Below are 18,858 nucleotides of genomic sequence, written 5' to 3'. Positions count from 1 at the left end.
CAATATATAGTATTATTATACAGGAACTGCAAGTTTTAAAAAACAACAATGAAAGATGTATCCGATTCTTAGCGTTATAGACAAAGAGTCAATCTTTTCTTTTGATCGAGCTTTTACAAACAGAACCTTCGTTTTCCAGCTGATGTTGGCTTGTATTCAATCCTACTAACAAATAAGAAGGATGATAAACAAAAAATATTAGTCATTACCGCGTATCAATTTTTATGGTGTTTTATATTTCCTGAAGTAGAAAAACCCCCAGCATGTCACGACGTGCTGGGGGTTTTTTGAAAGAAAAGGCTATAAAGGACAGCTTCCTTATAATTGCTAGCCTTCTTCTTGTACTTCTGAATCATCTTCGTTTTTATTTTCGTCTTCAGAGTCATTCTGCTGATTGTTTTCTTCGTCAGCTTGATCCTCATTATCCTGTTCGGTACTATCGGACTGCTGTTCCTCTTCATCAGAAGGAGAAGATTCATCCTGCTTATCCTTGTCGTCTTCCTCGTTCTTTTTTTCTTTTTTGTCCTTGTCTTTTTTCTTATCCGTTTCCTTTTCTTTCGAGTCATCCTTCAATTTCCCGATTTGAATCGTTTTGGAAGCGGAGGATTCCCTGCCGAAATAGTCCACTGCTTTCACCTGATATACTGCTCCTTTACTAGGAACAGTATAGCTTGAATCGGTCGTGTTCCCGATTAAACTGAAGGAACCATCTTTACTTTCTGAACGGAAGATGCGATAACCAACTACATCTTTGCTTGATGATTTTTTCCACTTCAGCTTTGTTCCGCTATTGGATAAGGAAGAAGGCGGCGAAGGGGCTTTTCCGTCATCAGAGAGATCGGAAGAAGCACTGCTTCCTGCCGTGAACGATACTTTATCCCAAGCTCCTCCAGCATTTCTTGGCTTTAATACGGACAAATCACTTAACGTATCATACATGTTTACCTTTAGCCAATCCGGATTCAGGGATACGCCGTCACCGTCTGTGAATTCAGATGGCGATTTATCGCCGGCCTTCACGGACTTGCCGTCAACCTTCACAAAATCACCGCTAACAAGACTGTTGTCTTCTTCATCTGGGGCGAATTTGCTGTTAAATATATCAGATCCCACTAATCCGATATCTTTACATAAATCGGAAGGAGACATTCCGGAAGTACGGCAGAAAGAGCGTTCAACAATATTATCCGGTCTGTCGAACTTGTTGTCGGGAGCCATCAGGCTCGGATCAATCTCGGTAGCCGCATTGACCAGTTCGGACCATAACCCGATATTACGATTACTGTATCCTGTGCTGCACGGATATTGAGCACTACAAGTCAATTCTTTCGGTGTATCATAGCCGATCCAGGTTCCCATCGTTACATTCGGGTTGGTAGCTACAAACCATGCGTCCCACCAATCAACAGAGGTACCTGTCTTGCCGGCCCAGTCGACACTCCGGTTGGACAAACGGGATTGCGTATAGGTAGCTGTTCCGCTGGTTAGTACATCCCGCATCATATCCACTGTCAGATAACTGGTTTGCGGCGTGAACACGTCGACCGGTTTGCTTTCATGCTCGTATAAAACGTCACCGTCTTTTGTTTCTATTTTATCGATCATATAGGCATCGACAAACTTTCCGTTGTTTCCAAAAGTGGAGAAGGCATTCACGTTTTCTTCTACGGTGACCCCTTCACCCAGGGAACCAATTGCCAACGAAGCATTGGTATGATCCTCTTCTGTAAGAGAGGAGAAGCCCATTTTTTCCAAATAGTTGGTCGCCGGATCGCTGGAGACGATTTCCTGATACGTTGTCGCGGCCGGAATGTTGTAAGACTTTTTCAGTGCTTCCCTTGCTGTAACAAGTCCGTGTGTAGTACCTGTGTAGTTCTTTGGCCAATCTTTTGGAAGCTGTGGATACCTTGCATTTAAATGGTGATCAAGAACAATCGAACCGGGCTGGATCACACCTGCTTCCATCGCTGGTCCATAGACCAATAATGGCTTCATGGTACTTCCGTTGTTTCGCAAAGTGTCCGTGGCATGGTTTACTTCTGACGTATCGTAACCCCGGCCGCCGAGGAAACTGATGATTTTTCCGGTGCTGTTTTCAATCAGCATCCCTGCAGCCTGGACCGGTTCCATGATGGTTGTTTCTTCACCGGTTTCCGGATCAATTACTGTCTGCGGCTTATCAGGGCCGTAATTATCGTATTCCTCACCGATTTTTTGGAAGACATCATAGATTTTTTTGTTGATGGTAGTATGAATTTTGTATCCTTTCCGTCGAAGATTTCTGTCTGCTAGAATACTATATTCTTCCTGAAGCGAATCGTTATCGGCAAGGTCTTCTTCTGTGTAACCATCTTGTTCTGCAAGCTGTTTCATGATGATATCCTTGGCACGTTCTTCCACTTCATTGGTCAAGTAAGGATACTTGTCCAATGGGGTAGGTGTAGGCTCTGTGAAGTCAGCGGTGATATCGTAGTCAGCTGCCTTTTCGTATTCATCCTTGGTGATGTACCCGGCTTCCAGCATTCTGTTCAGGACGGTCTGCATCCGGTTCAAGCCAGGCTGAAGTGCATCTTCATCTTTTATTTCTCCTGTATTAGTAAAAGGTGTGTAGTAGGACGGACTCTGCGGGAGACCGGCAATAAAAGCAGCCTGTGCTAGATTGATATCACTTGCTTCCACACCGAAAATTCCCTGTGCAGCTGTTTCAATCCCTGCAATATTGTCTCCGGAAGCGTTTCTGCCAAATGGGACAATGTTAAGATAGGCTTCCAGAATTTTATCCTTGCTAAGCGATTTCTCCAATCGCATGGCTAAAAGTATTTCCTTAGCCTTTCTTTCAAAAGATACTTCGTTGGTGAGAATTTGGTTTTTAATTAACTGCTGGGTCAGTGTACTTCCACCGGTTTTAACCGATGAATTTGTCGCTTCTTGATAAATGGCACGTAAAATCGCTTTGGGGACAACCCCGTTGTGTGTTTCAAATTCGGAATCCTCCGTGGCGATGATGGCATCCTTTACATAATCAGATACTTTATCGAGACTTGTTTCTTCCCGGTACAAATCAGAGCGAATGTTTCCTAAGTATTTGTTATCAGCAAAGTATAATTCCGATGTTTCTTCATAGTTATATATTTCCTCTTTCATGTTTTCCGCCGATCGTACTGGTTCATCTTTAACTAGTGAGGCAAAGTAACCGGCACCTGTACCGCCAGCAAAAAACAGTCCGATACATCCGATAATGATAAAGAAGAGAATGATATTCCAAACAACATCGTAGGTGATTCGAAAGTTTTTCTGAATCTTACCCGCCTGCCACCATTCCTTCAGCTTCTCTCTATATTTGACCGCAAAATTTTTTAGATTCACAGCAAAACCTCCTAAATATCAATCTATATTATAGCACAGCAGTCAACTTAAACGCAGGCTTTCCTCCATATATTATTGCATTTACCCAGAAGATATGGTATTAATGTATCATTAGTAAATAAAATGTAATATTTTCAGAACTTCTGAAATATAAAAGCGAAGAAGGAATGAAGTAGTGGATTGTTCCCTGTTGTCAGAGAGCTGCCGGATGCTGAAAGGCAGTACAAAACAAATCCATGAATTACGTTCTGGAGTTTCTCCTGCGAAACCAGGAGACGGCTTGCCTGGCCGTTATCGAATCAAGTGGCATTCTATGGAATGCAACAAGGGTGGTACCGCGAACAGCTTCGTCCCTTTTTTTAGGGAGGAGGTTTTTTTGTTTGTCTTGCTTTTTCGTTAGTCCATTTCCAGACAATAGTTGAAGAAGGAGTGTAAAGCATGGATATTTTAGAAGATTTGCAAATGCGGGGTCTCGTGCAACAGACAACCGATGAAGAAGGATTGAAAAAACATTTAGAGGAAAATGTCGTCACTTTGTACTGTGGATTCGACCCTACAGCCGATAGTCTGCATATAGGACATTTGCTTCCTGTTATCATGCTGAAAAGGTTTCAGCAGGCCGGGCACCGTCCAATTGCCTTGATTGGCGGTGGCACAGGAATGATCGGGGATCCGAGCGGCCGTTCTACGGAAAGAACGTTAAATGAAGCAAAGGTTGTAAAAGGGTTCAGTGAAAAAATCAAACAACAGCTTGCTAAACTGCTTAACTTTGAGCAGGGGGAAAATGCGGCTGTAGCACGCAATAACCATGAGTGGCTTTCCCAGATGACGGTTATTGATTTTTTGAGGGATACCGGAAAGCATTTCGGCATTAATTACATGCTTGCCAAGGAATCAGTCGAATCCCGGATCCAGAACGGTATATCTTTTACCGAATTCAGTTATATGATTTTACAATCCCTTGATTTTCAGAACCTTTACGAGAAAGAAAACTGTACGCTGCAAATTGGCGGAAGTGATCAATGGGGTAATATCACCGCTGGGATGGAACTGATTCGTAGAACGCGCGAGGACCAGGAAACGGAGGCAAAGGTTTTCGGTTTGACGATGCCATTGATCACCAAAGCGGATGGAACCAAATTCGGTAAGACAGCCGGCGGAGCTATATGGCTTGATCCCGACAAAACATCTCCTTACGAATTTTATCAGTTTTGGATCAATACAGATGACCGGGATGTGATGAAATTCCTCAAGTATTTCACATTTATGGACCAAGAGGAGTTACAGTCTCTGGAAAAAGAACTCGAGACAGCACCTGAAAAACGTACTGCGCATACAAGACTTGCCGAAGAAATGACAGAGATGGTACATGGCAGAGAGGCGCTTGAGCAAGCAAAAAGGATTTCCAGTGCCTTATTCAGTGGAGATATCAAGTCGTTGAATGCGGATGAGATCGAACAAGGTTTCAAAGACGTACCTTCTTACAACAAAACAAAAGAGGATGCCAACCTTGTCGAATTACTGGTGGAAGCGGGAATTTCTTCTTCTAAAAGGCAGGCCCGTGAGGATGTCAAAAACGGGGCTATTTACATTAATGGCGACAGACAGCAGGACTTAGACAAAACCATAGGAGCGGAAGATCGTATCGACGACCGCTTTACCATCATTAGGCGAGGGAAGAAAAAGTACTTTTTGATTCGCTTTCAATGATAGACTTTAATAAAAGCAGACAGTTTCCAAGAACTGTCTGCTTTTTTACTGTATTGGAAATGATAAATTTGACTGTCTGTGGATAATTATTGGCTGAAACAGCCACGTCCAGCTCCAGCGGCTACCCCCTCGAGGTCTCAAGCTTGTCGGAGGCCCAAACGATCGTTGCCGCAGGACGTGCCGGCTTCTAGCCTGTACTCCTTTAAACTGGCGCATACGCTTTTGTCCATGATAAATTTTTTTCCGCTTTTCTTTGCCATTGGGTTGATCATGGCTCGATTGGCAGAAGAAAGGTCTGCGGTAATTCAATCAGATCATTTTGAAGAAATAGAGATATCGGATTTTTCCGTTATTTCGCAGCAGCTAATGAACAAAAAAATCTCCCTACCCATGAAAGGAGGGAGATTTTATCAAGCCATTTATTAACGAGAGTAGAATTCAACGATAAGCGCTTCGTTGATTTCTGCCGGAAGTTCAGAACGTTCAGGGTAACGAGTGTAAGTTCCTTCTAGGTTATCTTCATTGAAAGATAGGTATTCAGGAACAAAGTTGTTCGTTTCCACAGCTTCTTTCACAATATCAAGGTTTTGTGATTTTTCACGAAGACCAATCACTTGTCCTGGCTTCACGCGATAGGAAGCAATGTCCACGCGTCCGCCATCGACGGTAACGTGACCGTGGCTTACAAGCTGGCGTGCTTGTCGGCGTGTGCGGGCAAGACCCAGACGATAAACCAGGTTATCCAATCGGGACTCAAGAAGGATCATGAAGTTTTCACCATGGATACCTTTCATCTTTCCAGCCTGGTCGAACAAGCGGCGGAATTGACGTTCGTTAATTCCGTACATGAAGCGAAGCTTTTGCTTCTCTTGCAATTGAAGACCATATTCAGATAGTTTGCGGCGCTGGTTAGCACCATGTTGACCTGGAGCGTAAGGACGCTTATCTAGTTCCTTACCAGTACCAGTTAAAGAAATTCCAAGACGACGAGACTTTTTCCATACAGGACCTGTATAGCGAGCCATTGTACATCTTCTCCTTTATATATTAGATTTGCATAAAATAAGACAGTGTGTTCCCAATCGCTGCCCATTTTGTTTTCATGTACCATCGCTCCAGCAGCAGAGAGTTACACGATACACCTTACTTGCTGTAAGGAACAAAATGAAACAGTCGGAGGTTCACGTAGGCTACCTTTTTTACACAAAGTCCATTATAGTTTTTTTGAAAAGAGAAGTCAAGGACTGATTGCTTGGAAACAAATATTCGGAATTATTCTAGGAAATAAGTAGGAAAAGCATGTTTAATCATATATAATTAGGATATATCTCCTATATCCCTTAATACATGGAAACGTGATTATATCATATCTACAATTAATTTCATTAACAGATTGAAGAGAACATAACATTCCAGGCACTTCCGTATTCCCGGTAAGCTGCCGTACTAATGATAGGTGAGAATTTATGGATATCAACAATAGATTATCGAGATGTGAAAGCTGGTACCGCATGCTCGATACGTTCATGCAAGAAAATACCCCATCCATTGATGAGGTAATGACAAAGATTTGTGAGAAAATTAAGCAATTTATACCTGTACAATATGTAGGCATTTATTATTATGATGCGTGGAAAAATGGTTATAGCTTGAAAACGGATGATCCTGTAGTAGGAAAAATGACAGTGGAAATCCTTCCAGCTTCTATAGTGGCTAAGGACAACCCCAGGGAAGCTGGAAAAGAGTTGTTTGTTTCCCCATCTTCTCTTCAGACCATGCTGATTCCTCTACGGGATAAAGAAAAAAAGGTTGGCTTCCTTTTTACAGCAGCAGATTTCTTTTCGGAGTGGTGTCGGCAGGAATGCAATACAATAGCAGAAGAGATTTCGGGTCAACTGCGCGTTCTATCCAATTACATACATACTGCGAAAACCAATTACAATCATCAGATTTTATACCAGGTTACGTCTTCATTTCATGCTTCCATTAATACGAAAGAGGTATTGGAAGAAGTTATTACCACATTAAAGGACGTTTATCCCGGATTTGATTATTATTTATACCTGTCGCAGGAGTTCCCGGGGGCGGATGATCTGCCTACTAAAGAATTGATTTACAATGACAATGTGACCAACAGGGTTAGTGTCCATGCTTTCCTTACCGGTGATGTTCAATACGAGCAATTAGCGGATAATTGCGAATCGAATTTGTATATTCCGCTCAGAGGGAAGCAAGGGGTTTATGGTGTTTTGCAAATCTGTGCTTCTACTGTCACCACCTTCCCTGCTGAAGATGTGGAATTCATCTCCTTACTGGCGAATGAAGCTGGAAACGCCATGGAGAATGCCCGTCTTTATCAACAATCTAAACAACTGATCGAGGACCTTCAATTAATTAATGAAACGTCCCATACATTGAATTCAAACTTGCGATTAATCGAAACAACCACTTTTATGAACCGGCAAATCAAGGATAAATTCGGAGCAGAGGAAATCGGATTCATTCTCTTTAAAGAAGACAGCCAGGAAGAATACGAAGTCTTGGACGGAAGTACCGATTACTTTTTATCCAGAAAAGCGAAACCGTTCCTTACCAATACATTAGAACTGCTTAAAAAACAACATGATGCGGTGTTCATTGGCGATTTTTCCATTAAGTATCCGGAAATACGTTTGCCTTATCATTCGGTTATGGCAATACCGATGGTACAATCGAAACAAATCAAAGGGGCTATATTTGTGCTCCATCCAGATGCATACTATTTCTCTTTTGAAGCATTCAAGCTGATTCAATCACTTGTCCATCATTCTACATTGGCTTTTGTCAATTCGATGCTTCGAGAACAACTGGAGCACCTGGTCATTACCGATTATCTCACTAGTTTATATTCACGGAAATATTTGGATGAACGACTTCAGGAACACTTGTCTGAGGACGAACAAGGTGCTTTTTTATTAATCGATATCGATGACTTTAAAAAATTCAACGACACTTATGGACACGAACTGGGAGATGAACTGATCATTCAAGTTGCCACGATTATAAAAGGGCATATAGGTGCAGAAGATTTTGCTGCCAGATGGGGAGGCGAAGAACTTGCCGTTTATCTTCCGAACGCTTCCATAGAGGATGGCATGGAAACGGCTCACCAGTTAGTCAAGCAAGTTGAAGCTTTTACGGAGCCTACTGTCACAATATCAGTTGGGGTGTCTTATTGGAATAAAGGTCAGGACCAACATTCTGGCAATGTATTTGACAGGGCGGACGAAGCACTTTACCAGGCAAAGGAACTGGGGAAAAATTGCGTAGTCAAAGCCAAGTGCATCGGGGAACCAAAGTAGAAGGCTGGTCTACATGACCAGCCTTCTACTTTGGTTTATTATATATACTTTTCTAAAATCGCGGCAAATTGTTCCAAATAAAGTTGATCTTCTTTATCGAATCTGCCTTTGCTTGGACTGTCGATATCAAGCACTCCAAAAATGGTTCCTTCTTTATGAATCGGCACGACAATTTCAGACTGGCTTGCCGCATCACAGGCTATATGCCCAGGGAACTGATTAACATCTTCAACAAGCTGCGTTTTTCCTTCCTTTACAGCTGCTCCGCATACTCCTTTGCCGGATTTGATTCGTACACAAGCCGGCAATCCTTGGAACGGTCCCAAGACTAGCTCGTCTTTTCTCCAAATATAGAATCCAACCCAATTGACATCTGCTAAAAATTGGTTGAGCAAAGCAGAAGCATTGGAAAGGTTTGCTATGACATCTGGCTCATCTTCTATTAAAGCCTCCAGCTGCTTTAATAGCAAATTGTAATCCTTCTCCTTGGATCCAGAATAATTTTTCACTTCAAACATTGTATCCCCGCCTTTTTCTTTGCATTTTTAGACAATTAATCTGACATCCTGCAATCGTTCATGGTAATATACATCCTCTCGACAAAAAGGGTGCGGTATTTGACGAGCGACTGTTGCAGGACTCTCCCCGGTTATGTCGTAAAAGACAAGAGGAGGTGGTACCGGTGACGAACAACCAAACGAAACAAAAGGTGATGGAAGCGGCTTGCAGGTTATTTTACGCAAAGGGCTACCATGGCACATCTGTACGTGATATTGCTCATTCAGCTTCGGTTAATGTATCATTGATCAACTATTATTTTAACAGCAAGCAGGGCTTACTGGAGTCGATCGTAACCAATTATTATGAACAATATATGACTGTTCTCGAGGAAACAATGACAACCACCGAAGCGCTGCCGAAAATCGATCGGCTAAAGCAAATGATTGCAACTATTATACATTATAAGCAAGAACAGCATCAATTTACTTGTTTCATTCATCGAGAACTTTCGCTTGATTCCATTTTCGTAAGAGAGATGATGGTTACTTATTTAGCGAAGGAAAATTATCTGATCAACAGCGTGTTTAAAGAAGCTTTACGTGATTCGGGTAATACAAAATTAGATTTGCAGTTTTTATATGTTCAGTTGAAAGGCTTATTGAACAGCCCGTATTCGTCCGCAAACGAGTGGAAAACGCTGGTGAACTGGAATCAATCTCAAGATTTCTTTGCAAAGAAATATGTCCATTTGATCTGTCATTGGATTGATCACTTGTCAGAAGGTACTGGAATGGATAAGAAAAGCAATCCTAGCATACTGTCTCGTTAAGCGGGTGTACTCGACACCTGCTTTTTTTTGCTTTCAAACCATCTTCAAACTGCCGAGAAAATCATCCATCCGACAACTGATGGCAGTTTGTTTGAAAAATTTGTCGTTGTGTGAATAAATTTGAAAATTAATAAACAAAAATGACAGTTAACATGGTATCATAATAGTAATCATTTTCATCTGGAAAAAGAAGTTCGTTGTTTTAGTAGGATGCTTAAAGTCACCGAAAGCAACTGAAAGATGCGAAGCTTGAAAAAGAGAAGGAAATGCTCTTCTATTACGGAAGTTTTTCCTCTCGTTCTCATATGTTAACAGTTTATTGGATTAGTCAGGAGGTTTTTTATGGCGTACATAATTGGCGGTATCCTTATTTTAATCGCTTTGATCATTTTTGGACTTATTTGGCGTAAAAGAATTTATGATGAAGTCGACCGTCTGGAAGGATGGAAGATGGATATTATGAACAGAAATGTAAGTGCTGAGTTATCGCGGGTGAAAACATTGAATCTATCCGGAGAAACCCAGGAAAATTTTGAAAAATGGAAGGATCGCTGGGATTCAATCCTGACGAGGGAACTTCCAGATATGGAAGAGTACTTGTTTGACGCTGAAGAAGCCGCTGACAAGTACCGGTTTTCTGCTTCCAAGCAAAATTTGCTTCGTGTAGAGGATGCACTGAAAGCAATTGAATCAGATATTGAGCAAATGTATGTTGAACTGGAACAATTGCTTGAGTCGGAAGAGAACAGTCGAAAAGCAATCGAAGAGTTGAATCCGAGAGTGAAAGAACTGCGGAAGTCACTGCTCCATAACCGCCATCATTTTGGTAATTCTGAAGCTCGTTTTGAAAGTGAATTGGACGAAATCAATCAAACCATCGAAAAATATTACCAGCTTACAGAAGAAGGCAACTATTTTGAAGCTCAGAAACTTGTTGATGGATTGCGCGAACACTTGTCGGAGTTAGAAACAAAAATGAAGGAATTCCCGGGAATTTACAAAAAATGCCGGCAAACGCTTCCCAATCAGTTAGATGAACTGCAAAATGGTATCGTTGGTATGAAAAAGGATGGATACCATATATCCCATTTAGGATTTGAAAAAGAGATCCACCAGTATAAGACCAAGCTGCAGGATTTTATAGAACAGCTTGATAAAGGTGTATTGGAGGAAATCGTGCCTTTCCTCGAACATGTCGACGAACGAATGAAGGAAATGTACCAGTTGCTTGAGAAAGAAGCAATTGCAAAAAACTATGTAGAACAGCAGCTGCCTTCGTTCCGTCGGGATTTGGAAAAGGAAATTCAGTCTTTTGAGGATACGACGCAGGAAGTCGAAAGACTGCAGGAGTCTTACTATTTAGAGGACACTGATTTGGAGAACCACTTGAACTTGGATAAACTGATCAAACAATTGAAAGAAGATATTGATAGCATTGACCGTGGCCTTGATGAACATACGGCTACCAACATCGAACTCCGTGAAAAGGTAGAGACTGCGTCCAATGAGTTGGAAAAGCTTAAAGCACGGCATGAAGCATTCAGAAGTCAGATTCAGACCTTGAGAAAAGATGAATTGGAAGCTAAAGAACTGATCCTTGAAATGCGCAAGGTACTTCAAGATACACATCGGACATTGATGAAAAGTAATATACCAGGTGTCCCGGGATTCATTTGGGAGCTTTTCGAGGAAGCTGCAAATCGGGTAGAGGATGTGGCCGGGAAATTGGAAAAACAGCCCCTTGATATTGGGGAAATCCAGCACTCGCTAGCAGAAGCTGAAAAGGCGGTGTCCTCTATGACAGAGCAGACGGAAATGCTGTTGGAACAGGCGCGCCTGGTCGAACTGGTCATCCAGTACGGCAATCGATACCGGAGTAAGTATCCTTTATTGGCAGCAAGACTTTCCGAAGCAGAAAACAGATTCCGCAGTTTTGAATACGAGACTGCTTTAGAAGAAGCTGTTCAGGCCCTGGAAGAGGTTGAACCCGGTGCATTAAAGAGACTCGAAGCCTATAGTAAGGTACCGAGCTGATTGTAAAATGAAGAAGATAAGCTGGCTCATTGGCATATTGACTGTAACAGCCCTCCTGTTATGGGCTGCTACAGCTGTATTGATCTGGGAGGATTTGCAGCAGGAAAATGACAGCAGACTTTCAGGCAAACATCCGCTGGCAAAAAGGATGGACAGAGAGCTTGATGGGATTGGTCTTTTTACAAAACGAAGCAGTACGGAAATAAAGTCAAACGAAACAAATCATGAAAGACCTGTCATTTCAATCGATGAACTACTCTCCGATCTCCATATTGACCCGAAATAACACAAGAATGAATCCCTTGCTGACAAGATTGTAGCAGGGGATTAATTATGGTATTATAAATGATTGCATAAATACGAAAGGGGAGGGACGTTTCCATGATTTATTTGGATAATAGTGCTACAACAAAACCTTATCAAGAAGTAATCGATAGTTTTACCCAAGTATCGGAAAAGTATTATGGAAATCCCTCATCAATTCATCGCACTGGTGCAGAAGCAGAAAAGCTTTTGTTGAGGGCCAGGCAGCAGGCAGCGGAATTGCTTCATGTGAAAGAGGAAGAAATTGTATTCACATCTGGCGGTACGGAAGGGAACAATACAGCTATAAAGGGAATTGCACTTGCCCATCAAAATAGAGGAAGGCACATTATTACTTCCCAGGTCGAGCACCCTTCCGTGCTCGAAGCCTGTAGAGGGTTGGAAGAATTGGGTTTTTCTATAACCTATCTTCCAGTAAACAATCAAGGTCTTATCGATCCCGCCGCTGTGGAGGCAGCGATTACCGAAGAAACAATCTTAATCAGCATTATGCATGTCAATAATGAACTGGGGACCATACAACCAATTGAAGAAATCGGAAAAATAGCCAAGCAATATCCAAAATTGCATTTTCATGTGGATCATGTGCAAGGCTTTGGCAAAGTACCGTTATCGTTGCCGAACAGCGGCATTGATTTATGTACCATTTCAGGTCATAAAATACATGGACTGAAAGGAACTGGGCTGCTCTTTTCAAAAAAAGGAACGCATCTGTTTCCATTAATGCATGGCGGTGGACAGGAGCAATCTATCCGTTCAGGAACAGAAAATCTCGCCGGGACTGTCTCCCTGGTGAAGGCTGTGCGTCTCATATTAGAGGAACAAAAAAAGCAAAAAAAACACCTTTTGGAAATGAAAGAGAGGCTGTGGACTTGCTTGGACAAGATGAAACAGGTTTCAATCAATTCACCGGCTGGACACGCACCTCATATCATCAATCTATCTGTTCCGGGTTATAAACCAGAGGTGCTGATTCATGCCTTAAGCGAAAAGGGATATTATATCTCGACTAAATCAGCTTGTTCTTCAAAAAATCAAGATGTCAGCTCTGTACTGGCTGCCTGCGGAAAGCCGGAAGCAATTAGCAGCTCTGCATTGCGTATCAGTCTTTCTTATCATACTCAGCAGCAGGAAATAGAGGGCTTTTGCAAAGCGCTTGATGAAACTCTGCATCAATTTAGCGAAGTAATGGGGTAGATACTATGCATTATGAATATATTTTAATTCGATATGGCGAAATTGCATTAAAGGGAAAAAACCGGAAAATTTTCACACAGAAATTACAAGAAAACGTTCAAAGCAAAGTAAAGGATATACCATCTATCAAAGTAAAACGGCAACGGGATCGTATGTACATTTTACTTAATGGACAGGATCCGGAGCCGATCATCGAACGTTGTAGAACAATATTTGGAATCCACAGCTTAAGCAAGGCCATAAAGGTAGACAATGAAGAAGAACAGATTAAAAAGGCTGCTTTGTTTGCCCTTCAAGAAGCGCAGGGTGTTAAAACCTTCAAAGTAACGACAAAGCGGACGGATAAAGAATTTCCTGTGAGGTCACAGCAATTCAACCAAGTGTTGGGTGGTTATTTGTTGAAAAATACAGAAGGATATACAGTGGATGTCCATCAGCCCGATATGGAATTAAGAGTCGAAATCCGGCAAGACGGCACGTATATCACTTCACAAAAGATACTGGCAGCGGGCGGCTTGCCGGTTGGTTCATCCGGTAAAACGCTGCTCCTGTTATCAGGAGGAATCGATAGTCCGGTTGCAGGTTATTTAACAATGAAGCGAGGAGTCCAAGTGGAGGCTGTCCACTTTCATTCTCCACCTTTTACAAGTGAACGTGCGAAACAAAAAGTGTTTGATTTAGCCCGGCAATTGACGAAATACGGTCATTCTATACGCATACATGTCGTGCCGTTTACAAAGCTGCAGCAAAAGGTGCATCAAGTGATACCGCACGGCTATTCCATGACGGTCATGCGCCGGATGATGATGCGTATAAGTGAACAAATCGCTTCTAAGGAGGGGATTTTATCGTTGACGACCGGGGAGAGTCTTGGGCAGGTTGCCAGTCAAACGATGGAAAGCATGCATGCTATCAATGAAGTGACCAATTATCCCGTATTACGTCCACTAATTACCATGGACAAAGAGGACATAATCGATGTTTCTCAAAAAATCGATACCTACGATATATCGATTCGCCCTTACGAAGATTGCTGTACCGTTTTTGTACCGGATGCACCGAAGACAATGCCCCGAAAAGAAAAAGTGAACCAATTTGAACAGGCGGAAGATTTTAGCGACTTGTTAGCTGAAACTTTGGAAAACGTGGAAATAGTAACCATCGATTCCCAGGCAAAAGAAGAAGAATTCGATGCTCTGTTATAAAGTTCCGTCGTATGCATTAATCGTCAAGGTTTAAAAGAAAATGCTCATAGTTTGACTGCGACCTTGTTAAGTGGGAGTTCGGCGTTACGGAAATACCTTGCGGTTTCCGCGGGCGGCTGGTGAGCTTCCTTGGTAAAGCGGTTTTCTTTACCAAGTTAGCTGAAGCCGTGCCCGTGGAAAGCGAAGTATGCTACCGAAGCGGGGCTTAACACGCTTTTTGAATAGGCAATGGAATTTCCCATTACAGTTCCTGCGCAGTTTCTATCTTTAATGCTACAAACTAGCCATGAAATAGTTGGTTAAAGCTGTCATCTCTCCCAGTTATCTCACTGTATGGCTTCTCTTCCTACTGTATATGCTAGGGATACAGGGAAGGAGGTGAGAAGACATGGCTAACAACAATAACAGCAACCAGCTTCTTGTACCTGGAGTGGAACAAGCTTTAAACCAAATGAAAACTGAAATTGCTCAAGAATTCGGTGTCCAACTTGGCGCTGATACAACTTCTCGTGCTAACGGTTCCGTTGGTGGAGAAATCACCAAACGCTTGGTATCGACGGCACAACAACAATTCCGCGGTTAAAATTATATAAGGATGGCAAAAAGGGTAGTGTGCGAGCACTACCCTTTTCATTTTTTCTTAAAACGGTTAAAATATTTACAATTCATCAAACTCCGACAATTTTCTAATTTTAATATTAATTTAACAACAAAGGAATCATCAGAAAAGGGGAAACGTGGTATGGGAACTATCTGGCAAGGCGGAACCATTTATACAATGATATCTGAGATGGATACGGTGGAAGCTGTTTTTACGGAAGAAGGGAAAGTGGTGGATACTGGATCTGTTTCGGATTTAAAAAGAACTTATCGGGGGAGGGTTGACAAGGTTCAGGATTTACAAGGCAATACCATGTTCCCTGGCTTTACTGACAGCCACTTACATATTATCGGACATGGCGAAAAGTTAATTCACTTGGATTTATCTGCAATGAAATCTGTGGAGGAGGTAAAAGCTGCCCTTCGAAGTCGTGTGTCCCAGCTCGAGCCTGGAGAATGGTTGATCGGGGAGGGCTGGAATGAAAATCACTGGAAAGATCCAGTCATTCTTCAACGAGAGGAGCTAGATGAAATCAGTCCAGAAAATCCGATGATGCTGACCCGTATTTGCCGGCATGCGCTGCTGGCCAACTCGTTGGCTATGGAACAAGCGGGCATCAACGACAAGACGGAAAACCCACAAGGCGGTGTCATTGTAAGAAATACTTCCGGAAAAGCAACCGGTTATTTTCTTGATACGGCGCAAGAATATATCAAGAATGTCATTCCGGAAATGTCGGAGGAGCATCTAACTGCGATTGTTCAGACAGCAGTCGATGATTTACACCGTAATGGTTTGGTTGGTGGACATACAGAGGATTTAAATTATTATGGCGGTTTTCTGAAAACATACCATGCATTTACGAATGGGATTGATGGAGTCAAACGTAAGTTTCGTGCTCACTTGCTTGTTCATCATGAGGTAATCGATGATATGGCTTCATCAGGACTTGATTACCATAAAGGTACTGAATTCATTGAAATGGGTGCGATGAAGATTTTTTCGGATGGTGCACTTGGCGGTAGAACAGCCTGGCTTTCAGAACCATATGACGATGATCCGGAAAATGCAGGAATCAATATTCATAGCATGGAGGACCTTGAAGCACTGGTTCAAAAAGCGAGAGGCTATGGGATGCCGGTTGCTGTTCATGCAATTGGGGACAAGGCTGTCGAAGCAGTTGCTGAAACACTGAGAAAATATCCGCTAGGGAATGGCCGGCGAGACCGGATTATTCATGCGCAAATTGTAAATGATCGTTTGCTGGACTTATTGACAGAGCTTGATGTGGTGCTTGATATTCAACCGACGTTTGTGGCTTCGGACTTTCCGTGGATTATTGATCGGATAGGAAAACAGCGGTTGACGCATGCATATGCCTGGAAAACTTTCCTAGAGCGTGATATTCCTTGTGCAGCGGGTTCAGATGCACCGATAGAGAGTATCAATCCACTGCTTGGTATTGAAGCTGCTGTTCTAAGAAAATCGAGTGTCGATGGGGTAAGCTATCAACATGAACAGCGGTTGTCTATGTACGAGGCGATCTCATTATATACAAATGGCAGTGCCTATGCTTCTTGCCATGAGTTCGATCAGGGAAAAATAGCACCTGGCTACAATGCTGACTTTACCATTCTAGATCAGGATCCTTTTACAATCGATCCAGAACAGATTACGACACTGCAAGTACAACAAACCGTAGTCGATGAGACAGTCGTTTATCAAAAATATCATTGGAAAGCAGAAACGTAATAAAAGCTCGAGATAACAAAGGATGCTGAAAGAGTGTTAGGGACATAATAAGCGAGGCTAGGACAAAAGCATCGTGACCAAAATGAAAACCGAACGATTCCACCATTCGTTCGGTTTTTTCTGATGAGCAAAAAGCAAAACGTACTACCCGATGAAAAGTGCAACTTCCCACTCCGGCAAGGTACTTCGCTTTCCGTGGGCACGGCTTTAGCTAACATGGCAAAGAATACCGCTTTGCCAAGTGGATCTTCAGCTCGCGCTCATCCCGCTGGAGTCTGCGCACCTTGCCTCCGTTGGATGGAGATACCTCTCTTCTGGTGTAATTTGCCATGCTTTTGTCCCAGGATCGCTTATTTAATGGGAGGAGATTTATAAAAAGGTTCTTTTCACTCTATCCCAATACGAATTGTTTTTTAATTTTACTGTTTTGACTTTTTTATCACTAAGTGTGACGGTTAAATCTTGAATGTTCCGAACAGAATATGCCTCATTATCAAATCCGATGATAGGATAATCATTTCCATCCTGTACAACTTTCAATGTCAGTTTCCTCGACTTGTCCAGAACAAAGGAAGATCCAAGTGTCCTGTACCGGTTGTTGTTCAAAGATGCCAGTTCGGTAACCTGAAAACATGGCGTTTTCGGATCGACGACGGCTCCGTTGGTAGATTTATTGTATCCTGTACTGCCGGTAGGTGTGGCCACGATCAATCCATCTCCGCGAAATGTTTCAAAATGCTGGTCATCAATAAACACATCCATTACGATTGTTTTAATCAACGTAGATCGGATACTTGCTTCATTTAGGCATAAAAAGTGTGCCTGGTTATTTACCTGCACATCGATTACCGGAAAGCGGCGCACTTCCAGTTCCTCATGAAGGATAGAATTGACCATCTCATCATAATTATCGAGGTTAAAGTCGCAATACAGCCCTGCTTCATTGGATCGGGCGATTCCCGTGTACAAACAATCCTGCCGAAAACCCGTTTTTCTAACGGCCTGTAAAAAGGCGCCGTCTCCTCCTACACTGATGATAATATTGGCATCTTCCGACTTGTCTACAATGTTGAACCCATTCTCTTTCGCAAGCTTGAATAATGGTTGGAGATTTTTTTCAAGTTCCTCTTCTTTAGGGTAGTAAAAATAAAGGTTACGACGATTGTCCATTATTGCTTCCTCCTGTCTGACTGCATAGTTATCTTTTGTTGTTATCCATTTCACAGATCACTCCACCTGTGAGTAAACGCTTTATAGTCATGTTATCATTCTTTTTTTCATAATCCCAGCAGGAACATAGTGAACAATCCTTGTTTAATCCATTGTCGTTTTGAAAATACTGGAGACAATGGAGGTGTTTGTATGGGGTGGCTTCTGTCCGGAGGTATCATTCTGTTTCTTCTCTTATTAATCTTTATCCTCTTGTTATGGCTGCGAGTTTACTTGACGTTGGATTATCAATACGAAAACGGCTCTGACTATTTCCATATCCAGGTGGAGATATTGGGTGTCCGTGTGTTTCATAAAGAATTTTTCCCGTTTTCGGAAGGGGAAAACCGGTATCAATCAGCAGGGATATCGGAAAAGGAAGAAGGCAAATCATTGAAGCAAAAATGGCAGGAGTGGATGCGTCATTTGGAGGCATACCGGTCCATCCTGCCTCTGATTTTCGAATTTATTTCGCAAATTTCAGTCCATCAGTTGTCCTGGAAAACGAAGATAGGCTTGACGGATGCAAGAGCAACAGGAATAGCAGCTGGTGCTGGGTGGGGAATTAAGTATAGTTTGGTTGCTTGGCTGCATTCTCACGCCAAACGAATGCCGAGGGAGGAGATCGATATCCTGCCTTTGTTTCAACATGAATATCTTTATACCAAAGCGGAATGTATCTTTTCCTTCCGTTTAGGTAAAGCTATACGCATCATTCGACATATTATGAAACAGTTCTCAAGTAAAACATGGAAGACTGCGAACGAACCAGTAAATACTTAAGGAGGC

Annotated in this window: 14 protein-coding genes and 1 other annotated feature; of the genes, 10 read left to right on the top strand and 4 right to left on the bottom strand. The window is 42.3% G+C overall.

The annotated features are described in order from the left end of the window. Positions 1-327: 327 nt before the first annotated feature. The gene (locus ERJ70_RS12875) at positions 328-3,366 is read right to left on the bottom strand and encodes a transglycosylase domain-containing protein (RefSeq protein ID WP_209365245.1); all 3,039 of its coding nucleotides are present in this window, start codon (positions 3,364-3,366) and stop codon (positions 328-330) included. A gap of 150 nt (positions 3,367-3,516) precedes the next feature. Then, positions 3,517-3,724: a binding site (T-box leader), on the top strand. Between the two features lie 80 nt (positions 3,725-3,804). On the opposite strand from ERJ70_RS12875, the gene tyrS reads away from it, so the two are divergent. After that, entirely contained in the window at positions 3,805-5,076 is a 1,272-nt protein-coding gene (tyrS, locus tag ERJ70_RS12870; RefSeq protein WP_209365244.1) for a tyrosine--tRNA ligase, read from the top strand. 422 nt (positions 5,077-5,498) lie between these two features. Here the strand turns inward: tyrS and rpsD are convergent, their stop codons facing one another. Further along, positions 5,499-6,101, bottom strand: coding sequence for a 30S ribosomal protein S4 (gene rpsD, locus ERJ70_RS12865; protein ID WP_209365243.1), 603 nt, complete (start codon positions 6,099-6,101; stop codon positions 5,499-5,501). A 441-nt stretch (positions 6,102-6,542) separates the two neighbouring features. Here rpsD and ERJ70_RS12860 point away from each other — a divergent pair, with 441 nt between their 5' ends. After that, positions 6,543-8,417 (top strand): sensor domain-containing diguanylate cyclase, encoded by a 1,875-nt coding sequence (locus ERJ70_RS12860; RefSeq protein WP_209365242.1) that lies wholly within the window; start codon positions 6,543-6,545, stop codon positions 8,415-8,417. 38 nt (positions 8,418-8,455) lie between these two features. Here ERJ70_RS12860 and msrC read toward each other — a convergent pair whose 3' ends face one another. Then, on the bottom strand, positions 8,456-8,935 hold the full coding sequence (gene msrC, locus ERJ70_RS12855; RefSeq protein WP_209365241.1) for a free L-methionine (R)-S-oxide reductase MsrC: 480 nt from the start codon (positions 8,933-8,935) through the stop codon (positions 8,456-8,458). Positions 8,936-9,099: 164 nt separating this feature from the next. Here msrC and refZ point away from each other — a divergent pair, with 164 nt between their 5' ends. From refZ to ERJ70_RS12820, 7 genes are all read left to right on the top strand, one after another. Continuing rightward, entirely contained in the window at positions 9,100-9,747 is a 648-nt protein-coding gene (gene refZ / locus ERJ70_RS12850; RefSeq protein WP_209365240.1) for a forespore capture DNA-binding protein RefZ, read from the top strand. 342 nt (positions 9,748-10,089) lie between these two features. Beyond that, complete coding sequence (gene ezrA / locus ERJ70_RS12845) at positions 10,090-11,781, top strand: septation ring formation regulator EzrA (protein WP_209365239.1); 1,692 nt, start codon at positions 10,090-10,092, stop codon at positions 11,779-11,781. Between the two features lie 7 nt (positions 11,782-11,788). Next, on the top strand, positions 11,789-12,067 hold the full coding sequence (locus ERJ70_RS12840) for a hypothetical protein (protein WP_209365238.1): 279 nt from the start codon (positions 11,789-11,791) through the stop codon (positions 12,065-12,067). 95 nt (positions 12,068-12,162) lie between these two features. After that, positions 12,163-13,302 carry a cysteine desulfurase family protein gene (locus ERJ70_RS12835; protein WP_209365237.1) on the top strand — a complete coding sequence of 380 codons (1,140 nt, stop codon included), beginning with the start codon at positions 12,163-12,165 and terminating at the stop codon, positions 13,300-13,302. A gap of 5 nt (positions 13,303-13,307) precedes the next feature. Next, positions 13,308-14,507 (top strand): tRNA uracil 4-sulfurtransferase ThiI, encoded by a 1,200-nt coding sequence (gene thiI / locus ERJ70_RS12830; protein WP_209365236.1) that lies wholly within the window; start codon positions 13,308-13,310, stop codon positions 14,505-14,507. A gap of 388 nt (positions 14,508-14,895) precedes the next feature. Next, the gene (locus tag ERJ70_RS12825) at positions 14,896-15,090 is read left to right on the top strand and encodes an alpha/beta-type small acid-soluble spore protein (RefSeq protein ID WP_209365235.1); all 195 of its coding nucleotides are present in this window, start codon (positions 14,896-14,898) and stop codon (positions 15,088-15,090) included. Between the two features lie 159 nt (positions 15,091-15,249). Beyond that, positions 15,250-16,860, top strand: coding sequence for an amidohydrolase (locus tag ERJ70_RS12820; RefSeq protein ID WP_209365234.1), 1,611 nt, complete (start codon positions 15,250-15,252; stop codon positions 16,858-16,860). A 369-nt stretch (positions 16,861-17,229) separates the two neighbouring features. Here ERJ70_RS12820 and ERJ70_RS12815 read toward each other — a convergent pair whose 3' ends face one another. After that, positions 17,230-18,030 (bottom strand): NAD kinase, encoded by an 801-nt coding sequence (locus ERJ70_RS12815; RefSeq protein WP_209369357.1) that lies wholly within the window; start codon positions 18,028-18,030, stop codon positions 17,230-17,232. A 192-nt stretch (positions 18,031-18,222) separates the two neighbouring features. On the opposite strand from ERJ70_RS12815, the gene ERJ70_RS12810 reads away from it, so the two are divergent. Further along, positions 18,223-18,852: a DUF2953 domain-containing protein gene (locus ERJ70_RS12810; protein ID WP_209365233.1), complete on the top strand. Its 630-nt coding sequence runs from the start codon at positions 18,223-18,225 to the stop codon at positions 18,850-18,852. Positions 18,853-18,858: the final 6 nt, after the last annotated feature.

The organism is Sediminibacillus dalangtanensis (assembly GCF_017792025.1).
Lineage (GTDB): Bacteria > Bacillota > Bacilli > Bacillales > Amphibacillaceae > Sediminibacillus > Sediminibacillus dalangtanensis.
This window is presented reverse-complemented; position numbering and strand designations above follow the sequence as displayed.

Coding starts and splice junctions, on each gene's coding strand:
- tyrS (WP_209365244.1), top strand. CDS start 3,805: ATGGATATTTTAGAAGATTTGCAAATGCGGGGTCTCGTGCAACAGACA.
- rpsD (WP_209365243.1), bottom strand. CDS start 6,101: ATGGCTCGCTATACAGGTCCTGTATGGAAAAAGTCTCGTCGTCTTGGA.
- ERJ70_RS12860 (WP_209365242.1), top strand. CDS start 6,543: ATGGATATCAACAATAGATTATCGAGATGTGAAAGCTGGTACCGCATG.
- msrC (WP_209365241.1), bottom strand. CDS start 8,935: ATGTTTGAAGTGAAAAATTATTCTGGATCCAAGGAGAAGGATTACAAT.
- ezrA (WP_209365239.1), top strand. CDS start 10,090: ATGGCGTACATAATTGGCGGTATCCTTATTTTAATCGCTTTGATCATT.
- ERJ70_RS12840 (WP_209365238.1), top strand. CDS start 11,789: ATGAAGAAGATAAGCTGGCTCATTGGCATATTGACTGTAACAGCCCTC.
- ERJ70_RS12835 (WP_209365237.1), top strand. CDS start 12,163: ATGATTTATTTGGATAATAGTGCTACAACAAAACCTTATCAAGAAGTA.
- thiI (WP_209365236.1), top strand. CDS start 13,308: ATGCATTATGAATATATTTTAATTCGATATGGCGAAATTGCATTAAAG.
- ERJ70_RS12825 (WP_209365235.1), top strand. CDS start 14,896: ATGGCTAACAACAATAACAGCAACCAGCTTCTTGTACCTGGAGTGGAA.
- ERJ70_RS12820 (WP_209365234.1), top strand. CDS start 15,250: ATGGGAACTATCTGGCAAGGCGGAACCATTTATACAATGATATCTGAG.
- ERJ70_RS12815 (WP_209369357.1), bottom strand. CDS start 18,030: ATGGACAATCGTCGTAACCTTTATTTTTACTACCCTAAAGAAGAGGAA.
- ERJ70_RS12810 (WP_209365233.1), top strand. CDS start 18,223: ATGGGGTGGCTTCTGTCCGGAGGTATCATTCTGTTTCTTCTCTTATTA.